Origin of the sequence: Megasphaera sp. DJF_B143, from assembly GCF_900320625.1 — a bacterium.
Taxonomy (GTDB): domain Bacteria; phylum Bacillota; class Negativicutes; order Veillonellales; family Megasphaeraceae; genus Megasphaera; species Megasphaera hexanoica.
Window position 1 is genome coordinate 1 of sequence record NZ_ONTA01000005.1, and the last position, 17,337, is coordinate 17,337.

Genomic DNA, 17,337 nt, shown 5'->3' on the forward strand with positions numbered 1-17,337 from the left:
AGGAGATCGACCCCGAATTTTTCTTTAAGGGCTGAAAAACCATAGTCGAGGATACGGCCTTCGCTATCCTTGATTTTAACGAAATGGGTCGTATCGATGAGACCATTTTCATAAGCGAATACGGCATCTTCCGGATTGGTGAAAACCATGACTTTATCCGTATGGAACATGCGCAGTGGTTCATAAATCTGGTAATTGTATAACAGCTTGCCAGCCGTCGTTTCAATCAGGCCATGGCCAGGGATACGGACTTTGATAAGCGCTTCGATATCGATTGCCTTGGCATCATAGGCCAGCATGACTTCATCATAATTGGAGAAAATCTTACCTTCACCTTTGGCAGCCGGTTTGACCAGCGTCAGATAGTAGGCACCAAGGACCATATCCTGTGTCGGAACGGCAACCGGTTTACCATCTTTCGGAGCCAGGATATTGTGTGCCGACAACATGAGTGTACGGGCTTCCGACTGGGCTTCCACCGAAAGTGGCAGGTGGCATGCCATCTGGTCACCATCGAAGTCGGCATTGAATGCCGTGCAGACCAGCGGATGCAGTTTGATAGCCCGGCCTTCCCAAAGGATCGGTTCGAAAGCCTGGATGCCGAGACGATGCAGTGTCGGGGCACGGTTGAGGAGAACCGGATGTTCCTTAATGACATCTTCCAGGACATCCCATACTTCATTGCTGACACGTTCGACCTTTTTCTTGGCATTCTTGATATTAGTAGCAATACCCTTTTCAACGAGTTTCTTCATGACGAAGGGCTTAAACAGTTCCAGTGCCATTTCCTTCGGCAGACCGCACTGATGCATTTTCAGTTCCGGACCGACAACGATAACGGAACGGCCGGAATAGTCAACACGTTTGCCGAGGAGGTTCTGACGGAAACGGCCCTGTTTCCCCTTCAACATGTCGGAAAGAGATTTGAGAGGACGGTTGCCCGGGCCGGTGACCGGTCGGCCACGGCGGCCATTGTCGATAAGCGCATCGACGGCTTCCTGGAGCATACGCTTTTCATTGCGGACGATGATATCCGGCGCACCCAGTTCCAACAGGCGGCTCAGACGGTTGTTACGGTTGATGACGCGGCGGTACAGATCATTCAGATCCGATGTAGCAAACCGGCCACCATCCAGCTGTACCATTGGACGCAGTTCCGGCGGAATGACCGGGATGACATCCATGATCATCCATTCCGGTTTATTTCCTGAATGGCGGAATGCTTCTACTACTTCCAGACGGCGGATAGCACGGACACGGCGCTGACCAGAAGAGTCACGCAGTTCTTCCCGTAAATCCTTATCGAGCTGGTCCAGATCCAGTTCCTGAAGGAGCTCCTTGACAGCAGCAGCCCCCATGCCGACGCGGAATTTATCGCCATACATTTCCTGATACTGGCGGTATTCCGTTTCTGTCAGCAATTGTTTTTTAACCAACGGCGTGTCACCGGGGTCAAGAACGATAAAAGAAGCAAAATACAATACTTTTTCCAGAGAGCGGGGCGAGATATCGAGAATCAGGCCCATACGGCTCGGAATACCTTTAAAATACCAAATATGAGATACGGGTGTAGCCAATTTGATATGGCCCATCCGTTCGCGGCGGACCTTGGCACGGGTTACTTCAACACCGCAACGGTCGCAGACAACACCTTTATAACGAATACGTTTATATTTCCCGCAATGGCATTCCCAGTCCTTGGTCGGCCCAAAGATGCGTTCGCAAAACAGTCCGTCCCGTTCCGGTTTCAGCGTACGGTAGTTAATTGTTTCCGGCTTCTTTACTTCGCCATGAGACCATTCCAGGATTTTTTCCGGTGATGCCAGACCAATCCGCATTGAATCAAATTCATTCACATCCAGCACAAATACCGCTCCCTTCTCTATAGTGACTATTATTCATCTTCATTAGTTTCATCATCCGCGCTATCTTCTCCCGGGACGGTTTCATACGTCATGCCACTCATGATGTCATCTTCTTCGCCAGCATTGACATATTCATCATCACTGACATCGGCTGCATCATCAGCCGGAGCTTCGGTCGGAGCGTTTCCGTCTCCTTCATGTTCCCCTTCCATGACACGGCGCAGATCATCATTCTGTTCCGGTTCGACATCGTCATCATCATCCAATTCCTTGATGACAACTTCATCACCGTCTTCATTGAGAATCTGCACATCCAGGCCAATAGCCTGCAATTCTTTCAGCAGTACTTTAAACGATTCGGGAACGCCCGGTTCCGGAATATTTTCCCCTTTGACAATCTTTTCATATGCCTTGACACGGCCGACGACATCGTCGGACTTGACAGTCAGCATTTCCTGCAGCGTATAGGCAGCGCCATAGGCTTCAAGAGCCCAGACTTCCATTTCCCCGAAACGCTGGCCGCCGAACTGGGCTTTACCACCGAGCGGCTGCTGTGTAACCAGAGAGTACGGGCCGGTCGAACGGGCATGGATTTTATCATCGACGAGGTGATGCAGTTTGAGGAAGTATGTGTACCCGACCGTGACACGGCGGTCCATCGGTTCCCCTGTACGGCCATCATAGAGGATGGATTTCCCATCTTCCGGAAGACCGGTCAATTTCAGAGCTTCAAAGACATCTTCTGCATGGGCACCATCAAATACCGGCGTAGCAATGTGGATACCGGCTTTATCCGGTTTCGGCATGCCATATTTATCATAATCATAGCCAACAGCCCGGAGTTTGCTTTCCAGTGTCGGATCCATTGCTTTAATCTGTAATCCCAGTTCATGCATAGCCCAGCCCAGATGAGTTTCCAATACCTGACCGATATTCATTCGGGACGGTACGCCCAACGGATTCAACACAATCTGTACCGGTGTACCATCCGGCAGGAACGGCATATCTTCCTGGCGCATAACGCGGGAAACGACACCTTTATTACCATGACGGCCGGACATCTTATCTCCTTCATGAATTTTACGTTTCTGGGCAATGTATACACGGACGAGACGGTTGACGCCCGGCGGCAGTTCATCATTATTTTCACGGGAGAAAATACGGACATCGACAATTTTACCGGATTCACCATGAGGCACACGCAGCGATGTATCACGGACTTCCCGTTCTTTATCACCGAAAATAGCGCGCAAGAGCCGTTCTTCCGGAGTCAGTTCCGTTTCCCCCTTTGGCGTGACCTTGCCTACCAGGACATCCCCGGGGAATACGTCGGCACCGACCATGATGATGCCGTCTTCGTCAAGGTTCTTCGTGCTGTCTTCGCTGACATTCGGTATTTCGCGGGTAATTTCTTCAGATCCCAGTTTCGTATCGCGGGCATCGCATTCGTATTCTTCGATGTGGATGGATGTATATAAATCGTTTTTCGGTAAATCTTCACTCAATAGGACAGCATCTTCGTAGTTATAGCCTTCCCAAGGCATGTATGCGACGAGGATGTTATAGCCGAGGGCCAGTTCGCCACCATCGGTAGCCATGCCATCAGCCAGCACCTGGCCTTCTTCCACATGTTCGCCTTTATACACAAGAGGACGCTGGTTGATACATGTACTCTGGTTGGAACGGACAAACTTGATCAGGCGGTATGTATCTTCTGTACCGCTGTCAGTGCTGACGATAATTTCATCACCTGTAACACGTTTGATGACGCCGGCATGTTTAGCCAGGATGCAGACGCCGGAGTCGCAGGCCGCCTTATATTCCATGCCGGTGCCGACAAGCGGAGCCTGGGTTCGGAGAAGAGGCACAGCCTGACGCTGCATGTTAGCACCCATGAGGGCACGGTTGGCATCGTCGTTTTCCAGGAATGGAATCATAGAGGTACCGACAGATACGACTTCCTTAGGTGATACGTCCATGAAATCGACCCGTTCAGCACGGAATTCACGGGTATCTTCCCCATGACGGCAGGCGACACGTTCGTGTACGAAATGACCGTCTTCTGTCAGCGGTTCGTTAGCCTGGGCAATGATATATTGTTCTTCTTCATCAGCCGTGATGTAGTGTACATCGTTGGTAACGACGTGGGTTTCCTTATCCACACGGCGGTACGGTGCTTCGATAAAGCCGAATTCATTGACCTTGCCAAAGCAGGCCAGAGAAGAAATCAGACCGATATTCGGACCTTCAGGCGTTTCTACCGGACACATACGGCCGTAATGGGAATGATGAACGTCGCGGACTTCAAACCCGGCGCGTTCACGGGATAAACCACCAGGGCCAAGGGCACTAAGACGGCGTTTATGTGTCAGTTCGGCCAGAGGATTGGTCTGGTCCATGAACTGGGATAACTGGCTGGAACCAAAGAATTCTTTAATAGCAGCTACGACAGGCCGGATATTGATTAATACCTGCGGCGTGATCTGTTCCGAATCCTGGATAGTCATACGTTCACGGACAACCCGTTCCATACGGGTCAGGCCGATGCGGAACTGATTCTGCAGTAATTCTCCGACGCAGCGCAGGCGACGGTTGCCCAGATGGTCAATATCATCGACGTTGCCAAAGCCATCCATCAGATTGAGGAGATAATCGATGTTGGCAATAATGTCTTCCTTCGTAATCGTGCGGTGTTCATATGGCAAGTTGCTGTTATTGCAGATAATCTTGTAGACAGAACCATCCGCTTTTTCAACAAAAGCGATGGCCAGTCCGTCTCCGGAAAATACACCGCTTTCCTTGATTTTCTGTACTTCAGCGTCGCCAATTTCCGTTTTTGCCGGTATGACGACTTCCCCTGTTTCCGGATTGACAATCGGTTCATGCAGAGTCAGTCCGAACAGGCGGCGCTGCCATCCCAGTTTCTTGCCAGCCTTATAGCGGCCTACGCGGGCCATATCATAGCGGCGGGAATCAAAGAAGAGTCCTTCAAAAAGATTGCGGGCGCTTTCTACCGTAGGTGGTTCACCAGGACGCAGTTTTTTATAAATTTCTACAAGGGCTTCATCCTGTGATTCGGTCGTATCCTTTTCAAAAGTGGCTTTGAGGCGCTTATCATCATAGAAAAGGTCGAGAATATCCGCATTGGTAGACCAGCCAAGGGCACGGATAAGTACCGTCACAGGGATTTTCCGGTTGCGGTCGATACGGGCATAGACGATATCATTGGCGTCCGTTTCCAGTTCAATCCAGGCACCGCGGTTCGGGATAACCGTCGAATTGTACAGACGGATACCCATGGGGTCGATTTCACGGCCATAATACACACCTGGTGAGCGGACGAGCTGGCTGACTATAACACGTTCTGCACCGTTAATAATAAACGTACCTGTATCAGTAATCAGCGGGAAGTCTCCCATGAATACTTCCTGGTCTTTGATTTCGCCGGTCACATGGTTGACGAGACGGATCTGGACGCGGAGCGGTGCGGCATAGGTCGTATCCCGTTCCTTGCATTCACGGATATCGTACTTCGGTTCCCCTAATTTAAAATCTTCAAAAGATAAGGATAAATTCCCCGCAGCGTCTTCAATCGGCGAAATATCCCTGAATATGTCTTTGAGCCCCTTTTCTAAAAACCATTCGTAGGATTTAATCTGTAAATCCAGCAAATGCGGCATCTTCAAGACTTCGTTGATTTTCGCATACGTATAGCGGGTCCTTTTCCCAACTTGTACAGGTTTGAACATGCTGTTACTTCACCCCTTATAAAAACTAAATCACCAATGAATGTGTGTGAAACTTGCGAAAAGCGACAAAAAAGCAAGGCTCCATATCAAGAATAGATTGAACCTTGCTTAATTTTTGTTAACCGGAAGCAGTTCCTCCATGTATCTCACAAATAGCATACTCGCAAATTGAACATTTTGCAATGAGTTATTATAGCACATGGAGTCGCTTCCGTCAATATATAATTTTTATTTATTTACTGATTTTAGCCAGTGTATATTTTTTCTTGCCTTTACGGACGACGACATATTTACCATTGGAATTCTTATGTGGCCGTACGATTTCGTCAAGGCTGGTCACTTTGATACCGTTGATTGTTACAGCACCATTAGTGATATCTTCACGGGCCTGCCGTTTGGACGAATAAATAGTAGAATCGACCAGCCAGTTAACCACGTCTTTTTCTTCATCCGTCACATCGACGGTCGGCATTTTACCAAAGGCCTGTTCCAGTTCATGTTCTGTAAGGTCAGCAATGCTGCCGTGATACAAGGCTTCTGTGATGTTCTGTGCTTCTTTGAGAGCCTGTTCACTATGTACGAACCGGGTGACTTCTTCTGCCAGACGGCGCTGGGCCAGGCGTTTTTCCGGTTCCTTTTCAACAGCTTCCGCCAAGGCATCGATTTCTTCCTTGCTGAGGAATGTAAAGTATTTGAGATACTTAACGACATCGGCATCGTCCTGATTGAGCCAGAACTGATAGAATTCAAAGGGAGATGTCTTTTCCGGATCCAGCCAGATAGCTCCACCGGCGGTCTTGCCAAATTTTGTTCCATCCGATTTGAGCATGAGAGGAATCGTCAGCGCATATACCGGCGTATTGCCGCCATGCATCTTGCGGATCATATCAATGCCGCCGGTGATATTGCCCCACTGGTCAGCACCGCCGACCTGGAGCTGCACGTCATATTTGCTGTACAGGTGTTCATAATCGACAGCCTGAAGAATCTGATAGGTAAATTCCGTAAACGAGATGCCCGCTTCCAGACGGCTGGCTACGACTTCCTTGGCAAGCATGACATTAATAGGGAATAACTTACCATAATCACGCAGGAAATCAAGGAGGCTGATCTGGGAAAGCCAATCGAAATTATTGACGAACGTAATATTTTCATCATCGCCAAAAAGATGAGTAAACTGTGCTTTCAACTTTTCCGCATTGTCATGGATTTTTTCCATGGTCTGCAGTTTGCGTTCCGTCTTACGGCCGCTGGGATCACCGATAGCACCGGTACCGCCGCCGATGACGATATAAGGATGATGCCCCTGAAGGGCAAACCGTTTCAGCATCATAAAAGGAATAAGATGTCCTATATGGAGACTATCGCCCGTAGGATCGACGCCGCAATACAGAGAGATTTTCTTTTCATCAGTCAATTTGCGGAGATTTTCTTCTTCTGTCATCTGATTGATGGCTCCACGCCAGGTCAGTTCGTCAATAATATTCATGAAATCGGCTCCTTATCTTCATAGGATTGTGTTCTAATTATTCATTATAGCCTACCCGGACCGGTCCGTCAAACCCATTCCAATAGAAAAAGAAGGCGCCGCACAAAGATTCGTTTTATGCAGCAGCCTTCTTTATTCTCTGTTGACAGACAATCAATTATTTTGCCACGGGCTTCCGGCGAAGATGAACGGAAAAACCATGATACAATTCCTTGAAATATGCCAGGCGGACCCGTCCCTGTTCATCATAAAACAATCCGTTATTAGCATATTCTACGCCACGGCGTTTGTAATATGCCATAGCCCGTTCCATATCGCGCGTGTCAATCCCGATATGTCCTTTTTCCCCAGGAAGAGTCTGATAGCATACTTCGACAACTGTACCGACAAAATAAGACACCCCGGGAATAGTGATTTTTTTCTGGTCCAAAAGTGCGCACAGACGATCCGTTACGTCTTCTGCCTCCGCCTGTGTCTTACAATGGATGCCTGTATGACAAATTTCAAAACCCAGCAGATTATGTACAGCCTGACGGCAGGTCGCCGTAATGCCAGCCCAGTCTTTGTTCCGGACCATATCAGACGGTGTCATGAAACTGCCACCGACGGCGGCAACATTGGAAAGGTCAAGATATTCGGTCATATTTTCGAGATTGACTCCCCCCGTAGGCAGGAACTTCATATCACGAAATGGACCGGCCAGCGCCTTCAGCGTCTTCACGCCACCATATGCAGCAGCCGGGAAGAACTTGCAAACTTCAATTCCCATGCCATTTGCCGCTTCGATATCGGCCGGGCTGACCGTACCCGGAACGATATCTACGTGATTGTCGATACACCACTGGGTAACAGCCGGATTAAAGGCCGGTGTAACGATAAACTCTGCACCAGCTTTGACAGCGGCATCGGCCTGGGCAACGTTGTGCACCGTACCGGCACCGACGAGGAGTCCCGGCACATGCTGGCGCATAGCCCGGATTGCATCAAGGCAGGCATCAGTGCGGAATGTAACTTCAGCCACGGGCACTCCGCCATCGACCAGGGCTTGTCCAAACGAAACGGCATCTGCCGCATCGTCAATGACGACGAGTGGAACAAGTCCAATATCAAACATCATTTTCATGTTTTCACTAATCATATTATTTCCTCCTTATTTCGCACGTTCCTGAAATTCCTGCAACTGGCTGCGCGTAGGAAGGCCTTCATTATCACCGGCTACCTGAATTTGCAGAGCACCGATGGCCGCACCACGCCGTGCCGCATCATACAAAGATAACTCGTCCAGCAGGCCGCTTGTAAATCCTGCGGCAAATCCATCACCAGCCCCAACGGTATCGACAATATGATCGACGTGATAGCTGGGCACATAATGTGTTTCTTCTGCCGTGCAGACATAGACACCGTCACTGCCGCCAAGTTTGATGGCAACAGTTTTTACACCATGATCAAGATAGAACTGGCCGATAGACTTTTCATCAGCAAGTCCTGTAATCCGCAGTGCTTCACTCAGGCCGGGCAGTACGATATCGGCTTTGAGCGAAAACTTGCATACCGTATCACACATCGTCTGTTCATCCGGCCAGAGCATGGGCCGGAGATTCGTATCAAAGGATACGGGCACGCCATTTTGATGAGCTTCTTCCATGAGAAAAGCGATGGCTTGACGACAATTATCGGACAATGCCAGAGGAATTCCGGTCACGTGCAGAAGCTGCACGCCCTGCCAGTCGATACCGGCAAAATCCGCTGCAGTCAAATGAGTGAATGCCGTATTACGCCGGATATTGGCAACTTTCGGATCACCACAGGATACTTTCTCCTTCATCTGGAACCCCGTCATATACGCATCATCGACCTGTACGTACGTATCATGAATATGATTTTCCCGGAGGAAATTGCAGATACATGTCCCAAAAGGATCGTTTCCCACACGGGATACATAATAGGCATCAAACCCCAGGCGTGCCATGCCGACAATATAATTTAATTCCGCGCCGCAGACATGGCGTTCAAAATGTTTCACCTGGTCCAGCGGACCTTCACTTTCTGCAACGAGAAGCCCCATCGCTTCCCCGATGGTCAGGACTTTACCCATCCTAACAGCCTCCTTCATAACGGATATACTATTTATTTTTACTATAAATTCCTCTATTTATACTACCATGGCGACAGGGAAACATCAATTCTCCTGCCGCCATCAAAAACCAATATTTTTCTAACATACTAGAATTTATGTTATATTTTTGTTAGGAAGAAAAATTATTTTTTCAGCATTTCCCGGATATGAGCACGGACGCCAATCGTATCTATACGGCTCAGATGATCGGTCACAGCCTGAGAAAAGCCGGGAATCTCTGTCAAATCTTCGCCCCACCAGTCCGTCTGCTTCAGGACTGCCGCAACATACGCTACATCAGGAAGTGCCGCATGAGAAGCAATAAATGCCAGCCGGTCCGCATCGTCACGGATAGGATACGTGTTTTCACCGCGTTGTCCTATGAGACAATCATTTCCTTTGTCCTGCGAACGGTAAAAAGCCAGAAGAGCTGCCATAGAATAGGTCAGCCACTGCGGCAGTTGTCCCGTAGCACGCAGACTGTCTTTCAAAGATGGAAGAATGCGGGCTCTCCATTTTGCCGTCGAATTAAGGGAAATCGCCAGAAGTTCATGGTGGACAAAGGGATTTTCAAACCGTTCAAATACAGCATTGGCAAACGACCGCACATCATTCTGATTCATAGGAACCGTCGGAAGGATTTCGTTATAGACCGTCTGTTCCAGCGATAGGCGGATATCTTCGTCTGCCATACACTGGCCTACATAATCCAGACCAGCCAGATAGGCGCCAAGGACCATCGACGTATGTGCTCCGTTCAGGATTCGCACTTTCCGTTCCTTATACACCGTAATATCCGTCGTGAAAACTGCCTGAAAATAGGTCGAAGTAAAGGGCAGCCGTCTTTCCAGTCCCGGACTTTCAATAGCCCAGAGCGCAAAAGGTTCAGCTATATCCAGGAGTTCATCCGTGTAGCCCAGTTCTTTTTGAACCGCCTGTGCTGTTTGTTCGTCAGGATATCCTGTGACAATACGGTCTACGAGAGTATCTGTAAACTGGCAGGCCTTGTCGAGCCACAGTGAGAATGCAGACGGCAGGTTCCAGAGTGCAGCATACTGATTGACACAGGCACGCAGGGTCCGGCCATTATGATCAATTAATTCGACCGGCAAAATGACCAGTCCCTTATCTTCTGCCCCATTAAAATAGCAATACCGCGCATAAAGGAACTGAGTCAGCTTGGCCGGATATGTCCGGGGCGGCCGGTCTTCCAGCTTATCATGGGGAGAAAAAACGATACCCCCATCGGTCGTATTAGACGTTATATATGCAAGCGTATCGAGTCTGGCCAACGCCATATAGGCATCATAATCAGCAATAGGGGACAGGACATCGTCAATGCAGGTGATGACACGGTCGGATACGACTTTCCGGCCATTCTGCATTCCCTGGAGGCGTACTGTATAGAGATTCTGCTGCCGGGCAAACGATTCCGGCCGTCTGGCAGCCCGCGGCGTCACAATTACCACATTGCCATCAAAGCCCTGTTCTTCATTAGCTACATCAATGGCATAATCGACAAACGCCCGCATAAACCGTCCTTCCCCGAATTGCAGGACCCGGACCGGATGCCGGCTATGGGTAAAACAGGATTTAATAGATTCCATCATCTTCACCATTCCTTCCCGATAAGAGAAAAACCCGGATACCGCCGGCAGGCAGCATCCGGATTTGTGTTTTGCATCAAATGACCAGTGATAATACGAGGACAATTGCCAGACCAACGACGGAGTTGGTAAGTTCCAGGAGCCCCCAGGTTTTGAATGTCTGTCCCATAGAAAGATTGAATGTTTCTTTCATCATCCAGAACGCTGCATCATTCGGCATCGTAATGGTATTGCTGCCCGCAGCCGTAGCCAGCATGAGCAGCGTCGGATCCACATGGAATACGGGGATCAGTGGAGCTACAATGCCGGCTGCAGTAATGGCTGAAACGGCGCCCTGCCCTGTAGCCCAGCGGATAATGACCGTAATGATCCAGGCCAGGATAAGCGGGGAAATAGAAAGTCCTGTAACAGCGGCAGCAATATGCTGTCCAACACCGGCATCGACAATGACCTGTTTGAATACGCCGCCGGCACCAATGATGAGGACCACCGTAGAAATACCTTTGATTGCATTAGTAATAGACGTAGACGTTTCATCTACCGTGCGGCCTGCACGGATACCGAATACATAAATAGCGACCAGAACTGCCGTAAGCAGGCTGACATTCGGGCTGCCAAAGAAGCCAAAAGCCGTAGCAAGGGCCGTTCCCTTGCCAGCCGTAGCTTCGACGATCGTATTGCCAATCATAAAAATAGCTGGCAGGAGGGGAATAATCAGGCAGACCAGAAACGGTGGCAGCTTGTATTGGCCGACAGCCACTTCGCTGAGATTCCCCAGTTTAGGTTCTGCATAGGTGTCGATTCCCTTGAGGAATTTTGGTAAAACAATACCAGCACAGATAATAGACGGAATAACGACGACCAGTCCCAGAAGATAGACCATGCCGCTGTCAGCACCAAAGGCGTCCACCAGGGCAACCGGGCCCGGTTGAGGTGGGAAAATGCTGTGTGCCTGGGCAACTGCTGCCAGAACCGGAATAATCAGGAACATATATGGAACCTTGGCTTCCTTGGCAATACTGACGACCAGCGGCACTACGACCATAAAAGCCACTTCAAAGAACATGGAAATACCAAAGATGACACCAACGATAAGGACGCCCCATTTCAACGTGCGGACACCACAATGCTTGACGATGGTATCGGCAATTTTTTTGGACGCCCCGCAGTCGGTCATGAGCTGGCCCAGAGCTGCCCCCAGGACGACGATAAGGCCGACGCCGCCAAGCGTACTGCCGGCCCCTTTACTGATCGTCTTGACCAGTGTACCGGCATCCATCCCTTCCATAAACGCAACAAAAATAGCCATTAAGAGCAACGTAATCATGCTGTGCAGCTTGACCTTTACGGTCAGGAACAACAGCATAGCAATGGCTACGACTACCCATAGCACAGGTAACCAGTGTTCCATAATAACCTCCTTTGGACAAGCCTGTCATTTTTCTTGTCCGTCTGCATAATAATGATAAATAAATACTAAAACTAAAATAGTAAAAGTATAACAGGCAAAAGCAACCCCTTACTGACAGGGAAACTGGAAAAACGATATGGCATTTCCATAACAGAGCCGGTGGATGAGCGACGCCAGCTGTGCTTCGTCATCAGGAAATTCCCCGCATTCCACTAGATTCCCCAGCCAGTCACAAAGAATACGCCGGAAATACTCATGACGCGGATACGATAAGAACGACCGGGAATCGGTCAGCATCCCCACCATATTACCTAATACGGTTTCTTCCGATACAATCGTCAGATAGTCGAGGAGCCCCTGTTTCGTATCGTTGAACCACCAGGGAACGCCCGGCTGGATACGGGACGCAATCCCTTCTTTGGGAAAAGATGTTCCCAGAACCGTAAGAGCCATCAAATCATACGGTGACGCTGAAAATAAAATAGTCTTCGGCAAACTGCCTTCCCGTTCCAGGTGATCCAGGAAGCGGGCTAATTTTTCAATATTGCAGCACCGGCCAATCGCATCGTACCCGGTATCAGCCCCGAAACGCCGGTACATATCGGTATAGACGTTGCGAAGAGCCCCCATATGGAGTTCCATGACCCATCCCCGGTGCCGGTATTCACCAGCCAGGAATAGGAGAAGGCCTGTAAGATACTGTTCCCGTTCATCTGAAGAGATAGTTTTATGACTCAGTCCTTTTTGGAAAATACGTTCCAGCGAAGCCGCCGGCACAGGCTGATAGACGACTTCATCCAGAGCGTGGTCGGCTGCCCGGCAGCCCATTTCAGCAAATACATCCATCCGCCGCTTCAATGCATCGCACATATCGGCAAACGTATGAATCGTCATATCTGCCGATTCCCCCAGCTGTTCCACATAAGAAGAAAAATCATCTCCTTCAATGTGCATCAGCCTGTCAGGGCGCATCGCCGGTACGACCCGGGCAGAATGGAACTGGCTATCGTGAAGCACCTGATGCCAATGAAGATCATCAGCCGGATCGTCTGTCGTGCACAGGACCCGTACCCGGGATTTTTGGAGAAGCCCCTGCACGCGCAGACTATCATCACATTCCAGTATTTCCTGACAATGATGGAAGATATCCGGAGCCGTCTGCTCTGATAATACCTGCCGGCAGCCAAAATAGCGCCGTAATTCCAGGTGACTCCAATGATACAGTGGATTGCCCGGCGCACGAGAAAGCGCTTTCGCATAAGCTGTGAATTTTTCTAAATCACTTTCCTCACCGGTCACATCCCGCTCAGGTATCCCGCAGGCCCTCATGAGCCGCCATTTGTAATGATCACCACCCAGCCAGGCTTCGGTAATACTGGAAAAGCGGTGATTTTCAGCGATATCCCGGGGAGAAATATGACAATGATAATCTACAATAGGTTCCGTTTCGGCATATCCATGATAGAGCTGCCGCGCCGTACGGGAATGGAGCAGGAAATCTTCCGTCATAAATTCTGTCATCGTCGTGCCACACCCTCTCTATTTTTGTGTAAGCGCTTACAATAATTTATTACATAGAGAAATGTAACATGCCTCCACCGGTCTGTCAATGTTCATGCGAAATAGATATAATTTATGTTTTTTATTAACTTAAACTCATCAAAACATCACTTTTTCATCAATTATATCCTGAAAAATCCGGTAGCAAAGCTTATTTCTTATGATACATGCACGCATTTTCCATCTAGTTAGTATAATGCAATGCTTCTGTATTTTTTGTGTAACCACTTTCACGATATGTATTTACTCTCTTTCTCATTTTATGCTATACTCAATGTAAATATAGGATTTTTCATGATGATAGAGAGGTTCTCCTATGTCGGATATGAACGTAACCATCTATGATATAGCAAAAAAATGTCATGTATCTATTGCCACCGTGTCGCGGGTCCTTAATGGCAACAGCCGGGTCAGCGAAAAAACGCGCCGCATCGTGCTGGATGCCATAAAGGACATGGGTTATACACCTAATCCGTTTGCCCGCGGTCTGGGTCTGGACTCTATGAAAATCGTCGGTGTTCTCTGTACCAGTCTGACCGATGCTTTTTTTGCCCGTGCCGTATCCCTCATCGAAGACGGAATGAGGCAGCACCACTTCGATATCATGCTCTCCTGCACAGGCCCCAATACAGGTCATAACAGCCCATATATCACCGGTCTGGTCAATAAGCATGTCGACGGCCTGATTACAGTAGGCACCGTCTTTTCTTCAGAGCCTGATATTGCAGCCCTTACTGCAGCTGCCGGCAAAATTCCGGTTCTCACCATCAACTGCGATTACCACCAGCCTGGCATTTATAGCATCGTTTGTAACGAAGCAGAAGGCATGCGGCGTCTTGTCCACACGCTTGCCAGACAACACTGCCGGCACATCGCCTATCTGTACGATGTCCGCACCTACAGCGGCCGTCATAAACTGCAGGGCCTGCGTCAGGGATTGAAAGAACTGGGCATAAAAGAAAATCCGGCACTCATCCAGCAAGTTTCTCTCAACCTGGAAGGTGCTGAAAAAGCGATTGAAAACCTTGTCTCCCGCAATGTTCCTTTCGATGCGATTGTCACATCAGAAGACATTCTTGCCGTCGGAGCACAAAGAGCTGCCCTGGAAAACGGCCGGTATGTACCAGTCATCGGCTGGAACAATTCCATCCTTGCCACCTGCGCCACTCCTACCCTGAGCAGTATCGACAACAGGCTGGACAGCCTGTGTGCCAGCGCCGTCCAGTCCATGACCCAGCTTCTCTCCGGACAGGATCAGCCTGTCCCTGTCCGCACAGAATTCAGTGCTATCCTTGTAGAACGGGAAAGCTTCCAGACAAAAAAAGAGTGAAACACTTCATTTTAAACGTGTCTCACTCTCTTAGCCTTTATATACCGGGGATGTAACAAAATGCTCTGTCAAAATCATTTTGTCACATCCTCGTTTTTCTATGCAGCCACACCTTATGGCTGTTTGCCAATATAGGCAAGGATTCCCCCATCAACATAAAGAATATGCCCATTTACAAAGTCGGAAGCATGCGAGGCCAGGAAAATAGCCGGTCCTTCCAAATCTTCCGTAGTCCCCCACCGGCCTGCCGGCGTCTTGGAAACAATGAAGGCATCAAAAGGGTGACGGGAACCATCAGACTGCCGCTGCCGGAGCGGGGCAGTCTGGGGCGTTGCAATATATCCCGGGCCAATGCCGTTGCACTGGATATTGGCTCCGCCAAATTCCGAACAGATATTACGGGTCAGCATCTTGAGACCGCCTTTGGCAGCCGCATAAGCCGATACCGTTTCCCGGCCCAGTTCGCTCATCATAGAGCAGATATTGATGATTTTTCCTTCACCTTTGGCAATCATGCCGGGGATAACCGCTTTGGATACGATGAACGGTGCGACGAGGTCGATATCGATGACCTGGCGGAAATCAGCTTCATCCATATCACACATAGGAATCCGCTTGATGATGCCGGCATTATTGACGAGGATATCAATGGTCCCCAGGCTGGCGTCAATATCTGCTACCATATCCCGGACTTTCTCTGTATCTGTCACGTCACAAATATACCCTTGGGCCTCAATTCCTTCTTTTTCATAGGCAGTCATGGCCATGTCCAGATGTTCCTGGCTGCGGCAATTAAAGGCGATGCGGGCTCCAGCCCGGGCATAGGCTCTGGCAATGGCAAACCCTATGCCATATGACCCGCCAGTAACGAGAGCGACTTTTCCTTTCAGGGAAAACATATCCATATAACTCATGTCTATTTCCTCCTTATCGCACAGCATTTGTATAAAAGGCGGCAGCTTTCTCAATTTCGTCAAAATCTCTGCGGCGCACCCGGTCAACACTGACCAGATTGCTGCCAATACCAAAGGAATCTACGCCAGCCGCCAGAAAATCTCCAATATTATGTTCCGATACGCCGCCAACAGCCGATAAGCGCAATTGGGATAAAGACGCTTTGACGGCTTTGAAATACGAAGGTCCCAGATTACCGGCCGGGAAAATTTTGACAATATCTGCCCCGGCTTCCCAGGCCGTTTCGGCTTCTGTCGGCGTATAAGCTCCAGGCAGTGAAATCAGGCCTTTCTGCTTAGTATACCGGATGACATCCGTATTCGTATTCGGTGAAATGATGAATTCGGCTCCGGCCTGTGCCGCATCTTCTACCTGCTCTACAGAAAGGACGGTACCGGCACCAATATGCATCCGGCCGCCAAACTGTTTTTGCAGGATAGCAATACTCCGCAGCGTATCCTTGCAGGCTTCTTCATCACCAGGCCGGTAGGTCACTTCGACAAAGCGCACGCCCCCGTGCTGCAGAGCTTCTACAGCTGGCACAATATCCTGACTGGCAACGCCGCGGATAATAGAAATAATTTTAGCATCCAGCATGTCTTGCAATAAACTCATGTCCATTCTCCTTTCCCTTAAAGCAGTCCGCGCAAACCAGCCAGATAAAGGGCGCCCCGGCCAGATAAGGCCTGTTGCTGTTCTTCTGCGGCCAGCACGACCTGATAACCATCTTTTTTCAGGATTGCCTCGTAGGCTTTTTGCATGACCGTATTACCGGCTACGACAAAGATGGCTTTTTCCAATCCGGCAAAAATCCGGCTTCTCTTCAGTGCCGTCATATCATCCGCCATGAGCAGCCCAAGGAGATAATTCTGCGCTTCCTGTGCCGTATAATGACAGAACATCCCAAGGATCCGCGTCATAAAAGCACCATGTAAAAGTCCCATCTGATAATAATCACTGACGCCCTTCCGGAATGGTCCTGCCAGAAATTCTGATGCAAATGACCGGTTCAGTGTATCGGCCAGTATGGTATCAAATGTCAGGGAATGAAGCAGTTCGCCATATAACGTTGTCAGGCATCCCTGTATACGCTGCTGTTCATCAATCATAACATATTTATTATGTGAGCCCGGCAGGACGAATACGGCTTTTCCCTCAGGAGCCGCTTGTGCCAATAGACCGGCCGCTTCTACTTCTTCGCCACGCATCATATCCATATCGATACTCTGATCCGGAGTGAGCGTTGCCGAATCACA

At 49.3% G+C, this 17,337-nt stretch carries 12 protein-coding genes; 1 reads left to right on the top strand and 11 read right to left on the bottom strand.

What is annotated here, in order from left to right; genetic code table 11:
* The 8 genes from rpoC to uxaC form a co-directional block, all read right to left on the bottom strand.
* The coding region (gene rpoC / locus DBO31_RS00080; RefSeq protein ID WP_150824130.1) for a DNA-directed RNA polymerase subunit beta' at positions 1-1,865 on the bottom strand (1,865 nt) is incomplete at its 3' end.
* Between the two features lie 29 nt (positions 1,866-1,894).
* On the bottom strand, positions 1,895-5,614 hold the full coding sequence (gene rpoB, locus DBO31_RS00085; protein WP_059075688.1) for a DNA-directed RNA polymerase subunit beta: 3,720 nt from the start codon (positions 5,612-5,614) through the stop codon (positions 1,895-1,897).
* 232 nt (positions 5,615-5,846) lie between these two features.
* On the bottom strand, positions 5,847-7,103 hold the full coding sequence (gene tyrS, locus DBO31_RS00090; protein WP_059075687.1) for a tyrosine--tRNA ligase: 1,257 nt from the start codon (positions 7,101-7,103) through the stop codon (positions 5,847-5,849).
* Between the two features lie 157 nt (positions 7,104-7,260).
* The gene (gene eda, locus DBO31_RS00095) at positions 7,261-8,241 is read right to left on the bottom strand and encodes a bifunctional 4-hydroxy-2-oxoglutarate aldolase/2-dehydro-3-deoxy-phosphogluconate aldolase (protein WP_234995331.1); all 981 of its coding nucleotides are present in this window, start codon (positions 8,239-8,241) and stop codon (positions 7,261-7,263) included.
* A gap of 12 nt (positions 8,242-8,253) precedes the next feature.
* Entirely contained in the window at positions 8,254-9,198 is a 945-nt protein-coding gene (locus tag DBO31_RS00100; protein ID WP_150824131.1) for a sugar kinase, read from the bottom strand.
* A gap of 164 nt (positions 9,199-9,362) precedes the next feature.
* The gene (locus DBO31_RS00105) at positions 9,363-10,829 is read right to left on the bottom strand and encodes a tagaturonate reductase (RefSeq protein WP_234995332.1); all 1,467 of its coding nucleotides are present in this window, start codon (positions 10,827-10,829) and stop codon (positions 9,363-9,365) included.
* Between the two features lie 73 nt (positions 10,830-10,902).
* Entirely contained in the window at positions 10,903-12,237 is a 1,335-nt protein-coding gene (locus DBO31_RS00110; protein WP_059075685.1) for a gluconate:H+ symporter, read from the bottom strand.
* A gap of 108 nt (positions 12,238-12,345) precedes the next feature.
* Positions 12,346-13,758, bottom strand: a complete 1,413-nt coding sequence (gene uxaC, locus DBO31_RS00115) for a glucuronate isomerase (RefSeq protein ID WP_150824132.1) — start codon at positions 13,756-13,758, stop codon at positions 12,346-12,348.
* Between the two features lie 355 nt (positions 13,759-14,113).
* On the opposite strand from uxaC, the gene DBO31_RS00120 reads away from it, so the two are divergent.
* A complete protein-coding gene (locus DBO31_RS00120; protein ID WP_234995333.1) occupies positions 14,114-15,127 on the top strand; it encodes a LacI family DNA-binding transcriptional regulator in 1,014 nt (337 codons plus the stop codon).
* 113 nt (positions 15,128-15,240) lie between these two features.
* On the opposite strand, the gene DBO31_RS00125 is transcribed toward DBO31_RS00120, so the two are convergent.
* The 3 genes from DBO31_RS00125 to DBO31_RS00135 all read right to left on the bottom strand — a co-directional run.
* Positions 15,241-16,041, bottom strand: a complete 801-nt coding sequence (locus DBO31_RS00125; RefSeq protein WP_075581507.1) for a gluconate 5-dehydrogenase — start codon at positions 16,039-16,041, stop codon at positions 15,241-15,243.
* Between the two features lie 13 nt (positions 16,042-16,054).
* The gene (locus DBO31_RS00130) at positions 16,055-16,696 is read right to left on the bottom strand and encodes a bifunctional 4-hydroxy-2-oxoglutarate aldolase/2-dehydro-3-deoxy-phosphogluconate aldolase (protein ID WP_159897713.1); all 642 of its coding nucleotides are present in this window, start codon (positions 16,694-16,696) and stop codon (positions 16,055-16,057) included.
* Positions 16,697-16,713: 17 nt separating this feature from the next.
* The coding region (locus tag DBO31_RS00135) for a 2-dehydro-3-deoxygalactonokinase (RefSeq protein ID WP_200817416.1) at positions 16,714-17,337 on the bottom strand (624 nt) is incomplete at its 5' end.